14 protein-coding genes are annotated in these 14,884 nt (G+C 72.2%); 8 read left to right on the top strand and 6 right to left on the bottom strand.

What is annotated here, in order from left to right:
- Window positions 1-9 precede the first annotated feature (9 nt).
- Together ACFYZE_RS22145 and ACFYZE_RS22140 are read left to right on the top strand one after the other, a co-directional pair.
- Complete coding sequence (locus ACFYZE_RS22145) at window positions 10-3,222, top strand: sarcosine oxidase subunit alpha family protein (RefSeq protein WP_388996614.1); 3,213 nt, start codon at window positions 10-12, stop codon at window positions 3,220-3,222.
- On the top strand, window positions 3,215-3,817 hold the full coding sequence (locus ACFYZE_RS22140) for a sarcosine oxidase subunit gamma (RefSeq protein ID WP_388996611.1): 603 nt from the start codon (window positions 3,215-3,217) through the stop codon (window positions 3,815-3,817). The genes ACFYZE_RS22145 and ACFYZE_RS22140 overlap by 8 nt, the downstream gene beginning before the upstream one ends.
- Before the next feature lie 100 nt (window positions 3,818-3,917).
- Here the strand turns inward: ACFYZE_RS22140 and ACFYZE_RS22135 are convergent, their stop codons facing one another.
- The 3 genes from ACFYZE_RS22135 to ACFYZE_RS22125 all read right to left on the bottom strand — a co-directional run bounded on the left by ACFYZE_RS22135 (window position 3,918) and on the right by ACFYZE_RS22125 (window position 5,482).
- Complete coding sequence (locus tag ACFYZE_RS22135; RefSeq protein WP_388996608.1) at window positions 3,918-4,115, bottom strand: hypothetical protein; 198 nt, start codon at window positions 4,113-4,115, stop codon at window positions 3,918-3,920.
- A gap of 35 nt (window positions 4,116-4,150) precedes the next feature.
- Window positions 4,151-4,519, bottom strand: a complete 369-nt coding sequence (locus ACFYZE_RS22130; RefSeq protein ID WP_388996605.1) for a hypothetical protein — start codon at window positions 4,517-4,519, stop codon at window positions 4,151-4,153.
- A gap of 129 nt (window positions 4,520-4,648) precedes the next feature.
- Complete coding sequence (locus ACFYZE_RS22125; protein WP_388996602.1) at window positions 4,649-5,482, bottom strand: anti-sigma factor antagonist; 834 nt, start codon at window positions 5,480-5,482, stop codon at window positions 4,649-4,651.
- Window positions 5,483-5,652: 170 nt separating this feature from the next.
- On the opposite strand from ACFYZE_RS22125, the gene ACFYZE_RS22120 reads away from it, so the two are divergent.
- The 4 genes from ACFYZE_RS22120 to ACFYZE_RS22105 all read left to right on the top strand — a co-directional run bounded on the left by ACFYZE_RS22120 (window position 5,653) and on the right by ACFYZE_RS22105 (window position 10,759).
- Window positions 5,653-5,982 (top strand): helix-turn-helix transcriptional regulator, encoded by a 330-nt coding sequence (locus ACFYZE_RS22120; RefSeq protein WP_388996599.1) that lies wholly within the window; start codon window positions 5,653-5,655, stop codon window positions 5,980-5,982.
- A 58-nt stretch (window positions 5,983-6,040) separates the two neighbouring features.
- Complete coding sequence (locus ACFYZE_RS22115) at window positions 6,041-7,072, top strand: SDR family oxidoreductase (protein ID WP_388996596.1); 1,032 nt, start codon at window positions 6,041-6,043, stop codon at window positions 7,070-7,072.
- Window positions 7,073-7,182: 110 nt separating this feature from the next.
- The gene (locus ACFYZE_RS22110) at window positions 7,183-10,275 is read left to right on the top strand and encodes an FAD-binding and (Fe-S)-binding domain-containing protein (protein ID WP_388996593.1); all 3,093 of its coding nucleotides are present in this window, start codon (window positions 7,183-7,185) and stop codon (window positions 10,273-10,275) included.
- Between the two features lie 7 nt (window positions 10,276-10,282).
- Window positions 10,283-10,759, top strand: a complete 477-nt coding sequence (locus ACFYZE_RS22105; protein ID WP_388996591.1) for a TIGR00725 family protein — start codon at window positions 10,283-10,285, stop codon at window positions 10,757-10,759.
- 198 nt (window positions 10,760-10,957) lie between these two features.
- Here the strand turns inward: ACFYZE_RS22105 and rocD are convergent, their stop codons facing one another.
- The 3 genes from rocD to ACFYZE_RS22090 all read right to left on the bottom strand — a co-directional run bounded on the left by rocD (window position 10,958) and on the right by ACFYZE_RS22090 (window position 13,636).
- Entirely contained in the window at window positions 10,958-12,178 is a 1,221-nt protein-coding gene (gene rocD / locus ACFYZE_RS22100) for an ornithine--oxo-acid transaminase (RefSeq protein WP_388996588.1), read from the bottom strand.
- Complete coding sequence (gene ddaH, locus ACFYZE_RS22095; protein WP_388996585.1) at window positions 12,175-12,996, bottom strand: dimethylargininase; 822 nt, start codon at window positions 12,994-12,996, stop codon at window positions 12,175-12,177. The genes rocD and ddaH overlap by 4 nt, the downstream gene beginning before the upstream one ends.
- A 124-nt stretch (window positions 12,997-13,120) precedes the next feature.
- Window positions 13,121-13,636 (bottom strand): Lrp/AsnC family transcriptional regulator, encoded by a 516-nt coding sequence (locus tag ACFYZE_RS22090; protein ID WP_388996582.1) that lies wholly within the window; start codon window positions 13,634-13,636, stop codon window positions 13,121-13,123.
- Window positions 13,637-13,759: 123 nt separating this feature from the next.
- Between ACFYZE_RS22090 and ACFYZE_RS22085 the strand changes: the two genes are divergently transcribed.
- Together ACFYZE_RS22085 and ACFYZE_RS22080 are read left to right on the top strand one after the other, a co-directional pair.
- The gene (locus ACFYZE_RS22085; RefSeq protein ID WP_388996579.1) at window positions 13,760-14,515 is read left to right on the top strand and encodes a LytR/AlgR family response regulator transcription factor; all 756 of its coding nucleotides are present in this window, start codon (window positions 13,760-13,762) and stop codon (window positions 14,513-14,515) included.
- Between the two features lie 9 nt (window positions 14,516-14,524).
- Window positions 14,525-14,884: a hypothetical protein gene (locus tag ACFYZE_RS22080; protein ID WP_388996576.1), complete on the top strand. Its 360-nt coding sequence runs from the start codon at window positions 14,525-14,527 to the stop codon at window positions 14,882-14,884.

Below are 14,884 nucleotides of genomic sequence, written 5' to 3'. Positions count from 1 at the left end.
AGCCGAACCATGCTGCTCATTTCCTGCCCGTGGTGCGGGCCCCGTGACGAGGCCGAGTTCCACTACGGTGGCCAGGCCCATGTGCCCTACCCCGAGGACCCCGCGGCCCTCACCGACGAGCAGTGGGCGCGCTACCTGTTCTTCCGTGCGAACCCGAAGGGCCCGTTCGCCGAGCGGTGGAGCCATACGGCGGGCTGCCGCAAGTGGTTCAACGCGGTACGGGACACGGCGACGAACGAGGTCCTCGCCGTCTACAAGGCGGGCGAGTCGCGCCCGGTGACGCTTGAGCCGCGTCCGGTCATCGCTCAACCGCGTCCGGAACAACCAGCCGGTCCGGCGATCGAGGCCGAGGCCGGCCCGCAGCCGGTCAGGGGTCCCGGGGCGGAGCGCCCGGCACGGCTCGCGAGCCAACCGCACCGCCTGGCCACCGGTGGCCGCATCGACCGCGACGACCGACTGACGTTCACCTTCGACGGCACCGAGTACCAGGGCTTCCGAGGCGACACCCTCGCATCGGCACTCCTCGCCAACGGCGTCATCCAGGCCGCCACCAGCATCAAGCTGGGCCGCCCCCGCGGCATCTTCTCGGCCGGCGTCGAGGAACCCAACGCGGTCGTCCAGATCGAGGAACCCTTCCCCGAGCCGATGCTCCCCGCCACGACCGTCGAGCTGTACGAGGGTCTGGTCGCGAGCAGCCTTCCGGGCCAGGGGAGGCTCGCCACCGAGCCCGACCCCGCCCGCTACGACGCCGTACACGCCCACTGCGACCTGCTGATCGTCGGCGCGGGCCCGGCCGGCCTCGCCGCCGCGGCGGCGGCAGCGCGGAGCGGCGCCCGCGTCATCCTCGCCGACGACCAGCCGGAACTCGGCGGCAGCCTGCTCGGCACCGGCGAGCACCACGACTGGGTCGAGACCACGCGCGCCCAGCTCGAAGCCGCCCCCGAGGTACGCGTCCTGCGCCGCACCACCGTCTTCGGCCACTACGACGACAACCACCTCCTCGCCGTCGAGCGCCGCACCAACCACCTGGGCGCCGAGGCCCCGGCGAACGTCTCCCGCGAGCGTGTCTGGCGGATCCGCGCCCGTCACGTCGTACTCGCCACGGGTGCCCACGAGCGTTCGCTGGCGTTCGGCGACAACGACCGGCCCGGCGTGATGCTGGCCTCCTCGGCCCGGACCTACCTGCACCGGTACGCCGTGCTGCCCGGCCGGCACGCGGTCGTGTTCACCACCAACGACAGCGCCTACGCCGCAACGCTCGACCTTTCGGCCGCGGGCGTGGACGTCGCCGCGATCGTCGACACCCGGCCCGAGCCGGGGCAGTGGGCCGAGCGCGCCCGGTCCGCCGGGATCGAGGTGCTCGCCGGACACGCGGTCACCGGCACGCGGGGCGGGAACCGTCTCACGGCCGTGACGGTCGCCCCGTACAGGGAGTCCGCCGGGCAGCGGGAGTTCGCCGTCGACCTGCTCCTGGTCTCCGGTGGCTGGAACCCGGTCGCGCACCTGTTCAGCCAGGCGGGCGGCAAGCTCCGCCACGACGCCGCACTCGGCACGTTCGTGCCCGACCACGGCCGGCAGGCGGTGGAGGTCGCGGGCAGCGCGAACGGCGCCTTCGACCTGGCCGAGGTCCTCGCCCAGGGCGCGGCGGCCGGGGCCCGCGCGGTCGAGGCCGAGGGATACACCCCCGAGGTGCCGACCCTCCCGGCCGTGGCCGCCCAGCCGCAGACCCCGCCCATGGAGGTCTTCACCGTCCCGACCGACACCGGCGCCCCCCGGTTCGTCGACCTCCAGCGCGACGTCACGGTCGACGATCTGGCCCGGGCGACCGGCGCGGGCCTGCGCTCGGTCGAGCACACCAAGCGCTACACCACCGCCGGGACCGGGGGCGACCAGGGCAGGACGGGCGGCGTCCTGGCGAGCGGAGTCGTCGCCGAACTCCTGGGCGTGGACATCTCGGCGCTCGGCCTGCCCACCTTCCGGCCGCCGTACACCCCGGTGTCCTTCGCCGCCCTGGCCGGGCGCGACCGCGGCGCGCTGAGCGACCCGGTCCGTACGACGGCCCTGCACGAGTGGCACGTGGCGCACGGCGCCCTGTTCGAGAACGTCGGCCAGTGGAAGCGGCCCTGGTACTACCCGCAGGACGGCGAGGACATGGAGACCGCCGTGCTGCGCGAGTGCCGTGCCGCCCGCGAGGGCGTGGCCTTCATGGACGCCTCGACCCTCGGCAAGATCGACGTGCAGGGCCCGGACGCCGCGCTCTTCCTCGACCGGCTCTACACCAACATGATGAGCACCCTGAAGGTCGGCATGATCCGCTACGGCGTGATGTGCCGCCTGGACGGCATGGTCTTCGACGACGGCACGGTCATCCGGCTCGCGCAGGACCGCTTCCTGGTCACCACGACCACCGGCAACGCGGCCGCCGTCCTGGACTGGATGGAGGAGTGGCTCCAGACCGAGTGGCCCGAACTGCGGGTCCACTGCACCTCGGTCACCGAGCAGTGGGCGACCGTGGCCCTGGTCGGCCCGAAGTCCCGCGAGGTCCTCGGCTCGCTCGCGCCGCAACTGGCCGTGAGCAACGAGGACTTCCCGTTCATGGCGTGGCGGGAGACGACCGTCGCCGGCATCGACGCGCGTGTGTGCCGGATCAGTTTCTCCGGCGAACTCGCCTACGAGATCAACGTGTCACCGTGGGACGCCCTCGCCCTGTGGGAGGCGCTGTTCGAGGCCGGCGCCCCGTACGGCATCACCCCGTACGGCACCGAGACCATGCACGTCCTGCGTGCCGAGAAGGGCTACCCGATCATCGGCCAGGACACCGACGGCACGGTCACCCCGCAGGACCTCGGCATGAGCTGGGCGGTGTCGAAGAAGAAGCCGGACTTCATCGGCAAGCGCTCCCACGCCCGCGCCGACACCGTGCGCCCCGACCGCAAGCACCTCGTCGGCCTCCTCCCCGAGGACCCGGCCGCCTTCCTCCCCGAGGGCACCCACCTGGTCGCCGACAGCGAACTGCCCGCCCCGCCCGTCCCGATGCTCGGCCACGTCACCTCCAGCTACCGCAGCGCGGCGCTCGGCCGGACCTTCGCACTCGCCCTGGTCAAGGGCGGCCGCGACCGCATCGGGGAACGCCTCTACGCACCCGTCGGCGACCGGCTGGTCCCGGTGACCGTCGCCAACCCCGTCCTCTACGACCCCGAGGGAGCCCGCCGCGATGGCTGACACCGCCCTGACCGCACGGCAGCGCAGCCCCCTGGCGCACGCCGCCGAACGCCTGGCCGCCGCGACGCGCTCCTGCGGGGGCGCGGTCCGCCTGGCCGAACTCCCCTTCCTGGCTCAGGTGAACGTCCGCCTCGACGCCAAGAGCCCGGCGGCGGACGCCGTGGGTCTCGCCCTGGGGTGCCAGCTGCCCCTGGAGCCGAACACCGTGGTACGGGCCGGCGACCTGACCGCGGTGTGGCTCGGTCCCGACGAATGGCTGCTCGTGGGGCCGCCCGGAACCCAGCGGGAGCTGGAGGGCCGGATCCGTGCGGCGGCAGGCGACGAGCCCGTCTCCGTCACCGACGTCTCCGCCCAGCGCACCACCCTCCTGGTCGCCGGACCCCGCGCCCGCGACCTGCTGTCCCACGGCTGCGCGCTGGACCTGCACCCGCGCGCCTTCGGCCCCGGTCGCTGCGCCCAGACGACGCTGGCACGCACGCAGGTCGTCCTGGTCGCCCGCGACGAAGCCAGGGCGGGCTTCTGGGTACTGGTGCGCTCCTCCTTCGCCGGCTACCTGACGGACTGGCTGCTGGACGCCGCCGTGGAATACGGGTGAGCGGCCCGGCAGGGCGGTAAGGAGGGAGGGCCCTCGGCGACGTCGTCAGCCGCGTCATCGAGTGCTGAAGCAGCGGTCGGTCACCGCCCGGGAACGGCCCTCACAGATAGTCGTCCTCTCCCTGGTCGAAGAGTTCGGGGTAGGTGGACTCGTCGTCCGCCCGACCGCCGCTCTGCTGCTGCTCGAGCCGGTGCTGACGCTCCTGGCGTGCCTGCTCCTGGGCGCCGAGGGTTTCCTCGGTCATGTCCCTGAGGTGGCCGGAGCCGTCCGCGTACCGGCCATGCTCTCGGTCGGCCATATCGGCTCACTCCCCTCGTATAGGTGAATGTCATCTTATGTCTCTTCCTCCATGCGAATCGACTCCTTGAGCTCCCTCAGGGCGCGGCTGTCCCTGTCCTCGTTCATGTCCAGCAGGGCGCGTGCGATGGCGTCGAGCTTGCGCTGGATGGCGTGCTCCGCCCGCATCTCCGAGTTCTTGAGCAGGGCGAGGAGGAGAAGGGTGACCGCGGTCATCGACTCCCCGGCGAGCAGCAGCAGCTCCAGGGGCAGATGCGCGGCGTGCGCGGCGATGAAGAAGCCGACGAAGGCCAGGCAGATCAGGAAGAAGAGCGGAGAGCTGGTCAAGTTGGAGGCTCTCTCCGCCAGTTCCTCGAACATTCCGCGCTTGGGGCCGCCGCGGTGGGCGGGACTCTTGAAGGTCATGGGGGAAGGCTTACCCTGCCGCTGTTTCCGAGGCGGTGCGCGCAGCGCCGACGGGTGGTGGCGCCCCGGGGCCTGCACCCGGGCGGGGGAACCGCGGCCCATGAACCGCACCCCGGCGCGTGGTGGGCCTCAGTCCGCGGGACGCGCGCCCGAGGGCTCCTTGAGCGCGGTGACCGCGGCCGCCAGCTCCAGGCGGAGCGGGCCGGGCGGAGCGTCGCCGTTGACGGCCGCCACCAGTTCCTCGGCGACGTTGTGCAGCTTCGTGTTGGTCTTCTGGGAGACGGTGACCAGGACGTCCCAGGCGTCCTGCGCGCTCAGTGCGAAGGACGCCATCAGCACCCCACGGGCCAGGTCGATCACCGGCCGCGTCTGCATGGCCCGCCTGAGCTGGACCAGCTCTATGTGCAGGTCCCGCTCGCCCGCCGGGTCCAGGTCCCGGTCAGGGGCCAGGTCCGGGGCGCTGTTCGGGTCCAGGTCGGGGTCCTCCGGCCGCTCCTGCCGCTGCGGAGGGCCGTGCTGCTGCCGGAGCCGCCCGTCCTGGCCGTCTCCCGCGGCCGTACCGACGGAGGGGGAGGTGCCGAACAGGGCCCGCGTGCCGGTCAGCGAGAGCAGCCTGTCCACGGAGGGGCCGGTCGGACCGAGTGTGAGCGTCTTGGCGTCCGTCAGGGCCTGGCGGCGGGCGCTCAGCAGCACGTTGAGGCCGGAACAGTCGCAGAAGTCCACACCGCCGAGATCCACGTCCACACCTCTCACCGAGCGCTGTACGGCCTCCCGCAGGGCGTCCTGCAGAGCCTGCTCGGTGTCGATGTCCAGTTCACCGGACACCGTCACGGCCACCCGGTCCCCGTCCTGGTGGCTCTCGACCCGCAGGCAGGGGGGCAGGAGGTGCTGCGGCGGGTGCGCCCAGGTGACCCGGACGTCACCGTCCGCGCTGTCGGGCTCGGGAAGTACGCGCTCGTCCATGGCAGCCTCCCGAGCTCGCCCACACCGCGCCCCCGACCCGGGGGGCGTCCGCCGATTCCCGCCGGGCACCCCCAACCCAGCCTCTGCCCGCCCAGGGTCATATGTCAAGAGATACACGAATTCGAATTCACCTTTTTGTATTCGCGAATCGCAGCGCCTACTCTCTATCCATGGGTGGAGTGCGTGAGCCGCATACGGGATGGACGTTCCTCACCAACCACGCACGCGTGCTGGCGGCCATCGCCGACGACCACAGTGTCCGCATCCGTGACATCGCGGCCCACTGCCGGCTGACGGAGCGTGCCGTTCAGAAGATCATCGCCGATCTCGAGCAGGACGGCTATCTCACGCACACCCGCGAGGGGCGCAGCAACACGTACCACATCCAGCCCGGTACGCCGCTGCGCCACCCGGCGGAGGCCAGCCTGACCGTCGCCGAGCTGCTCGCCCTCCTCGTCCGGCAGGACGCCGAGCACGGCAGGCAGCGCCAACAGCAGTAACGCCCCTCACCGTGGGTACTCGCAGGTCCCGGTCACCGGTCACCGAGAGGAGCCCGAAGTGAGCACCGAAGCAGGCAGGAAGATCGTGGTCACGGGTGCCACCGGCAATGTGGGCACCAGCCTCGTGCGACTGCTCGCCGAGGATCCGGCCGTCGCGAGCGTACGGGGCCTGGCGCGCCGCATCCCCGACCTAGGCCCGGACCGCGTGGAGTGGTCGAAGGTCGACCTCGCGGCGAAGAACGTCGATCTCGTACGGGAGTTCCGGGGCGCCGACGCGGTGGTCCACCTGGCGTGGGCCTTCCAGCCGACGCACGATCCGGTCGCGACCTGGCGGACCAACGTCCTCGGCAGCATCCGGGTCTTCGAGGCCGTCGCCGCGACCGCCACGGTGCCCACACTGGTGCACGCCTCCTCCGTGGGGGCCTACTCCCCGGGGCCCAAGAACCGCTCCGTGGACGAGTCCTGGCCCACCCACGGCTGGCCCGACGCCGCCTACACCCGGGAGAAGGCCTATCTCGAGCGGTATCTCGACACCTTCGAGTTCCGGCACCCCGGGATCCGGGTCGTACGGATGCGGCCCGCGTTCCTGTTCAAACGTGAATCGGCGAGCGAACAGCGGCGCATCTTCGGCGGAAAGTTCCTGCCCGGACCGCTGGCCCGCCCGGAACTGCTGCCCTTCCTGCCGGACATTCAGGGGCTCCGTGTGCAGGCCCTGCACACCGACGACGCGGCCCGCGCCTACCAGCTCGCCATCCACACCGAGGTCCGGGGCGCCTTCAACCTGGCCGCCGATCCGCCCCTCGACGCCGAGATCCTGGGCGAGCTGCTGGGGTCCCGCCCCGTACGGCTGCCGCGCACGGCCGCACGATCGGCGATCGCCGCGGCCTGGGGACTGCGGCTGCTGCCCGCCTCACCCCACCTCTTCGACGCCGTCCTGAGGCTGCCCCTCATGGACTGCAGCCGTGCGCGCACCGTGCTCGGCTGGCAGCCGCGGCGGACGGCGACCGAGGTGCTGGAGGAGTTCCTGCACGGGTTGCAGGAGGGCGCCGGCGCCCCGACGGCACCGATGCAGGGCCGCAAGGTCGGCTGAGCCGCGGTGGGGCCACCAGGGCCCGCAGGTCGCCCGCCAGTCCGTTTGGGCGGCACGGATCGCGAAACTCCCTCGCATAGTCCAACGGTGCAGGAAGGCGGTCTCGATCCATGGCCCTGACATCCCGCAACGACACGGCCCCGGCCCCCGGCCGGGCGGGAACCGCGCTCGACGTGGCCGGGCTGGAGGCGGCGCTGCGCAGCGCCGTGGACGGGGAGATCCGGTTCGACGCGGGCAGCAGGGGCGCGTACTCCACGGACGGCTCCAACTACCGCCAGGTCCCCATCGGCGTCGTCGTCCCGCGCGGTGTGGAGGCGGGAGCCAGGGCGGTCGAGGTGTGCGCGCGGTTCGGCGCGCCCGTCCTGTCCCGGGGCGGCGGCACCAGCCTGGCCGGCCAGACGACCAACACGGCCGTCGTCATCGACTGGACCAAGTACTGCGACGCCCTGGTGTCGGTCGACCCCGACGCCCGCACCTGCGTCGTGGAGCCCGGGCTGGTCCTGGACGAGCTCAACCGCAAGCTCGCCGACCACCGCCTGCAGTTCGGGCCCAAGCCGTCCACGCACAGCCACTGCGCGCTCGGCGGCATGATCGGCAACAACTCGTGCGGGGCGTCGGCGCAGGCGTACGGCAAGACGGTGGACAACGTACGCCGTCTGGAAGTCCTCACCTACGACGGGACCCGCATGTGGGTGGGGCCGACCTCGGAGGCCGGGCGCGCGCAGATCGCCGCCGAGGGCGGGCGCAGGGCGGAGATCTACGACGGCCTCGACCGCATCGTCACCGAGTACCTGGCGGACATCCGCAAGGGCTACCCGAAGATCCCGCGCCGCGTCTCGGGATACAACCTGGACTCCCTGCTCCCGGAGAACGGCTTCGACGTCGCCAAGGCTCTGGTCGGCAGTGAGGGAACCCTGGTGACCGTACTGCGCGCGGAACTCGATCTGGTCCCGGTGCCCCGTCACCAGTCGCTGCTCGTCCTCGGATACGAGGACATCTGCGCCGCAGCGGACGACGTCCCCCACCTCCTTCAGCACTGCTCACCCAGCCAGCTGGAGGCGCTCGACGGGCGGATGGCACAGCTGATGCGCGAGGAGCACGCCTACCTGGAGTCCCTCAACTCCCTTCCGGAGGGCGACAGCTGGCTGCTGCTGCAGTTCAGCGGCGACAGCCAGGAGGAGGTCGACGAGAAGGCGCACGCCCTGCTGCGCGCTGTCGGCCGGGACGAGAAGGAGTCCACCGTCGCCTTCTCCGACGACCCCGAGCGCGAGCAGAGGATGCTCAAGGCCCGGGAGGCCGGACTCGGGGTCACCGCACGGCCCCCGGACGACCGCGAGACCTGGGAGGGCTGGGAGGACTCCGCCGTGCCGCCCGACCGCCTCGGCGACTACCTGCGCGACCTCAAGGGGCTGTTCGAGGAGTTCGACTACGACCACCCCTCGCTGTACGGGCACTTCGGGCAGGGCTGTGTGCACACCCGCATCCCGTTCGGGCTGAAGACCGCCGAGGGTGTCGCCGACTTCCGCCGCTTCCTGGAGCGCGCCGCCGACCTCGTGGCCTCCTACGGCGGCTCCCTGTCGGGCGAGCACGGGGACGGCCAGTCCCGGGGCGAGCTGCTCACCCGCATGTTCGGCGAGCGGCTCGTGGCCGCGTTCGGGGAGCTCAAGACGCTCTTCGACCCGCACAACCGGATGAACCCCGGCAAGGTCGTCGCCCCCAACCCCGTCGACGGCCAGCTGCGGCTCGGCTCCACCTGGCGGCCCACGACCCTGGACACGCACTTCGGCTATCCGGAGGACGAACACTCCTTCACCCGCGCCGTGCTGCGCTGCGTCGGCATCGGCAACTGCCGCACCCACCACGGCGGGGTGATGTGCCCGTCCTACCGGGCCACCCAGGAGGAGGAGCACTCCACGCGCGGCCGGGCACGGCTGCTGTTCGAGATGCTCGACGGCCATGCGGACTCCGCCGTGACCGACGGCTGGCGCTCCACCGAGGTCCGCGACGCCCTGGACCTGTGCCTGGCGTGCAAGGGCTGCAAGTCGGACTGCCCCACCGGCGTCGACATGGCCACCTACAAGGCCGAGTTCCTCGCCCACCACTACGCGGGCAGGCCCCGCCCGGCCGCCCACTACTCCATGGGCTGGCTGCCGGTGTGGGCCCGGCTCTCCCGTCTCGCCCCGCCGGTCGTCAACAACCTGCTGCACGCGCCCGGACTTGCCGCCGCCGGCAAACGGCTGGCCGGCGTCGACGGCGCGCGCCAGGCCCCCGTGTTCGCCGAGGAGTCCTTCCTGCAGTGGTGGCGGGCGCGCGGCAGCGAAGAACCGGAGCCCGGCGACGAGCGGGCCGTCGTGCTGTGGCCCGACACCTTCACCACCTACTTCCACCCCGCGATCGCGCGGTCCGCGGTGCGGGTCCTCGAGGACGCCGGTTTCCGGGTCGCCGTACCCGGCAGGCCCGTGTGCTGCGGACTGACCTGGATCTCCACCGGGCAGCTGACGGTGGCGAAGAAGGTCCTGCGGCACTCGCTCGACGTGCTGCGCCCGTGGATCGAGGCGGGTACGCCCGTCATCGGCCTTGAACCGTCCTGTACGGCCGTCTTCCGCGCGGACGCGCCGGAACTGATGCCGGCCGACCAGGACGTGCAGCGCCTGGCCGGGCAGTTCCGCACCTTCGCCGAACACCTCGTCCACCACGCCCCCGGCGACTGGCAGCCGCCCGCCCTGGCCCGGCAGGCGACCGTGCAGACCCACTGTCACCAGCACGCGATCATGAAGTTCGAGGCCGACCAGGAGCTGATGCGGCGCGCCCACCTCGACGCGGAGGTCCTCGACGAGGGCTGCTGCGGGCTCGCCGGCAACTTCGGGTTCGAGCGGGGCCACCACGAGGTGTCCATGGCCGTCGCGGAACAGGGCGTCCTGCCCTCCGTGCGCGGGGCCGCCCCGTCCGGTCTGGTCCTCGCGGACGGATTCAGCTGCCGCACCCAGATCGAGCAGGGCGGCACGGGCCGCCGGGCCCTGCACCTGGCCGAGGCACTGGCCCTCGGCCTGGACGGAACCCTGCCCGCGGACCTGCCGGAGTGTCTGGCGGAGCGGCCGGCGCCACCCTCACGCCTCGGCGCCTGGGCGACGACGGCCGTCGCCGCCGCCCTGACGGCGGCCCCCGCGGCGGCCCTCGCCCGCCGCCTGCGGCGGCGTACCTGACCGGGCCATGGCGGTACAGGTGGCGGTGTGCGGGCCCGCGCAGTGCGCGGAGAGCGAGCGGGCCCTCGCGTACCAGGTGGGCCGGCTGCTGGCGGAGCGCGGGGCTGTGGTGATCTGCGGCGGGCACGGCGGGGTGATGGCCGCGGTCGCGGCGGGCGCCCGGTCCCGCGACGGCGTTGTCGTCGGGGTGCTCCCCGGGGCCGACCGTACCGGCGCCGGACCGGACCTGAGCGTCGCGATCGCCACCGGTCTCGGACAGGCGCGCAACAGCGTCATCGTGCACAGCGGGGACGCCGTCATCGTGATCGGCGGCTCCTGGGGCACGCTCTCGGAACTGGCCCTGGCGATGCGCCGGGGCGGCGTGCCCGTCGTCCAGCTCGGCGACGGCTGGCGCCTCGTGGACGCCGACGGGCGTGAGGTGCCCGGCGTACGGTACGCGCGGACGCCGGCGGAGGCGCTGGACGTGACGGGACTCTGGCCCTGACCGACACGGGTTCTTCGCCCCCGCCGCCCCTGCTCTTTCCGTCCCTGGGGGCTGTGCCCCCGGACCCCCGCCGTCGGCCTACGGCCTCGTCCGCACACGCGGGACGGGCTGGGAATTCAGCCCCTCCGGCGTGTGAGGAGCGGGGGTCCGGGGGCGGAGCCCCGGCGGGCGCGAATCACAGTCGGTGCGGCGCCGCTCTCAAGCGGCCAGCACCTTCTCCAGCGCCCCGAGCGCCGACCGCAGCTCCTCCTCCGTGATGGTCAGCGGCGGTGCCAGGCGGATCGTCGAGCCGTGGGTGTCCTTGACCAGGATCCCCTCCGCCATCAGACGTTCGCTGATCTCGCGCCCGGTGCCGATCACCGGGTCGACGTCCACGCCCGCCCACAGCCCGCGCGAGCGGAAGCCCACGACGCCCTGGCCGACGAGCGAGGTGAGACCGTCCCGCAGCACCACACCCAACTCGGTGGCCCGCAGCTGGAAGTCACCCGTCTTCAGCAGGTCGACGACCGCCGAACCGACCGCCGCGGCCAGCGGGTTGCCTCCGAACGTCGATCCGTGCTCGCCCGGCCGCAGCACACCGAGCACATCCCGGCGCGCCACCACCGCCGACACCGGCACGATCCCGCCGCCGAGCGCCTTCCCCAGCAGCAGCACGTCCGGCAGCACGCCCTCGTGCTCCACGGCCAGCGTGCGACCGGTACGCCCGAGACCCGACTGGATCTCGTCCGCGACGAACAGGCACCCCGCCCGGCGCGTGAGCTCCCGGACCCCGGTGAGGTAACCCTCGTCGGGGATGACCACACCCGCCTCGCCCTGGATCGGCTCGATCAGCACGGCCGCCGTGGTCTCGTCGACCGCCGCCTCGAGCGCCGCCAGGTCGTTGTACGGGACGATCCGGAAGCCCGGCGTGAACGGCCCGAACCCCGCCCGCGCCGTCTCGTCCGTGGAGAAGCTGACGATCGTCGTCGTACGGCCGTGGAAGTTCCCGGCCGCCACCACGATCGTCGCCCGGTCGGCCGGCACGCCCTTGACCTCGTACGCCCACTTCCGGGCCACCTTGACGGCGCTCTCCACCGCCTCCGCGCCCGTGTTCATCGGCAGCACCATGTCCAGGCCCGTCAACCCCGCGAGGGACTCGGCGAACTCGGCGAGCTGGTCGTTGTGGAAGGCCCGCGAGGTGAGCGTCAGCCGGTCCAGCTGACGGCGCGCCGCCTCGATCAGAACCGGGTTGCGGTGACCGAAGTTGAGGGCCGAGTACCCGGCGAGCATGTCGAGGTAGCGGCGGCCCTCCACGTCCTCCACCCAGGTGCCCTCGGCGCGGGCGACGACCACGGGCAACGGGTGGTAGTTGTGCGCGAGGACGGGCTCCTCGGCCTGGATCAGCTCGGCGGACGAACGCGTACGGGCGGGTGCGGTCATGAACGGGTCTCCCGGATCTCCTGGGTGCAGCACTTGATGCCTCCGCCGGCCTTGTGGAACTCGGACAGGTCGACGGGGACGGGGTCGTAACCCTGGTCGGCGAGGCGTGAGGCCAGCGCCTCCGCCTTCGGCGCGATGAAGACATGGCGTCCGTCGGAGACGGAGTTCAGGCCGAACGCCATCGCGTCCTCGTGCGTCGCGAGCACCGCGTCCGGGAACAGCCGCGCCAGCACCTCCCGGCTGCCCGGGGAGAACGCCTCCGGGTAGTACACGACGTTGTCGTCGTCGAGGACGAACAGCGCGGTGTCCAGGTGGTAGAAGTACGGGTTGACGAGCGTCAGGCTGATCACCGGGTGGCCGAAGAACTCCTGCGCCTCACGGTGCGCCTCCCGGGTCGTACGGAACCCGGTGCCCGCCAGCAGGTACCGGCCCGTCCACACCAGGTCGCCCTCGCCCTCGCAGACGGACTCGGGCCGGTGGACGTCGTAACCGGCCGCCTTGAACCACGTCTCGTAGTGGAGGGACTCGGGGCGCCGCTCGGGTGCGTGGAAGAGGGAGCCGAAGACCCGGCCGTCGACGACGACCGCCGAGTTCGCGGCGAACACCATGTCCGGCAGACCGGGGACCGGGTCCACGGCGTCGACGGCGTGGCCGTGGGCGCGGTAGGCGCGGATCAGCCCCTGCCACTGCTCATGGGCCAGATCCACGTCGACCGTGGTGTCGGGATGCATCCAGGGGTTGATCGCGTACTGCACGGCGAAGTGTCTGGGTTCGCAGACGAGGAAGCGCCGCCGGCGCGGCACACGGCTGTCAGGCACAGAGGGGTTCCTCCGCTTCCTGGAGTGTCGACTGAGGGTTGACACCAAGGTAGAAAGCGGCGGATACGGACGACAAGCAACGAGAGCTGCGTGTTCGCGCAGCAATGCTGCGTCTTGGGAGCGGTCAGCGCACGTCTGCTGCGTCGTCCCGGGCGCCGTCCGGGGCGGCCTGGGTCGCGCCCGCCTCCGGGCTTTCCGGGAGCAGGTGGGAGAGCACCATCACGCTGATCGTCTTCCGGATGAACGGCTCCGCGCGGATGCGCTCCAGCACCTCCTCGAAGTGCTCGACGTCCCTCGCCCGCACGTGCAGCAGTGCGTCCGCGCCGCCGGTCACCGTCATCGCCGCCGTGATCTCCGGATGGTTGCGGACCACCTCCGCCAGGCGCCGGGGCGGCGCCGCTCCCTCGCAGTACACCTCGACGTACGCCTCCGTGCGCCAGCCCAGCGCCGACGGCTTCACCGTGGCCGTGAACCCGGTGATCACACCCGTCTCGCGCAGCCGGTCCACCCGGCGCTTGACCGCCGTGGACGACAGGCCGATGGCCGCGCCGATCTCGGCGAAACTGGTCCTTGCGTTCGCCATCAGAGCAGTGATGATCTTCCGGTCGAGCTCGTCGAACGATGCCGGCCTGCTGTTCATGCGGGCACTGTAACGAGACCCGGACCACCGCCGTGTCCGGCGCCGCGCCGCCACCGGATCCAGCGAGCACGTCCATGCTCCGCACATCCCCACAGCTGCGGATTGCTCCTAGACTCCACCTTCATGCTGCGCGCCCTCGCCGTCGACGACGAACGCCCCTCGCTCGAGGAACTGCTCTACCTGCTCCGCGCGGACCCCAGGATCGGCAGCGTGGAGGGCGCGGGTGACGCCACCGGGGCGCTGCGCCGCATCAACCGCGCCCTGGAGTCCGGCCCCGACGGCCCCGACGCGATCGACGTCGTCTTCCTCGACATCCACATGCCCGGCCTCGACGGCCTGGAGATGGCCCGGCTGCTCACCGGGTTGGCCAAGCCCCCGCTCGTCGTGTTCGTGACCGCTCACGAGGGCTTCGCCGTACAGGCGTTCGATCTCAAGGCCGTCGACTACGTCCTCAAGCCCGTACGCCGTGAGCGACTCGCGGAGGCGGTGCGCCGCGCCGAACAGCTCAGGGAGACCACGCCGCTGATCCCGGTGCACGAGCCGGATCCCGACCACGTCCTGGTGGAACTCGGCGGCGTGACGCGGTTCGTGCCCGTGGAGGACATCACCCATGTCGAGGCGCAGGGCGACTACGCCCGCCTGCACACCGCCCAGGGCAGCCATCTCGTGCGGATCCCGCTGTCCACTCTGGAGGAGCGGTGGCGCTCGCGCGGATTCGTCCGCATCCACCGCCGCCACCTCGTCGCCCTGCGGCACATCGAGGAACTCCGGCTGGACGCCGGCACCGTGAGCGTGCTCGTCGACTCCGTCGAACTCCAGGTCAGCCGCCGGCACGCCCGCGAACTGCGGGAGATGCTGATACGCCGGACCGCGGGCTAGGGGGACGGCGTGCCGCAGGACCCCACCGAACGCCGCGTCGTCGTCACCGGGCCGCCCCGGAGCGGACGCCGCCGCGCCCTGGGCTACAACCGCCCGCGCACCGAGATCGACGAGCAGACCACCCTGGGCCACACCTACGTCCGCTCACTGATCCGCAGCCAACTGCGCGTGGCCCTCGCCGTCTTCACGGTGCTGGTGCTCCTGATCGGGCCCCTTCCCCTGTTCTTCGCCGCTACCCGCACGGGCGGTCTGGAATGGGCGGTGCTCGGGTTCGGCATCTACCCGCCGCTGACCCTGCTCGCCCGCTGGTACGTGCGCCGCGCCGAACGCAACGAGAAGGACTTCGTCCGGCTCGTCGAGGACCGCTGA

The sequence above is a fragment of the Streptomyces sp. NPDC001796 genome (assembly GCF_042892355.1).
GTDB lineage: Bacteria > Actinomycetota > Actinomycetes > Streptomycetales > Streptomycetaceae > Streptomyces.
This window is presented reverse-complemented; position numbering and strand designations above follow the sequence as displayed.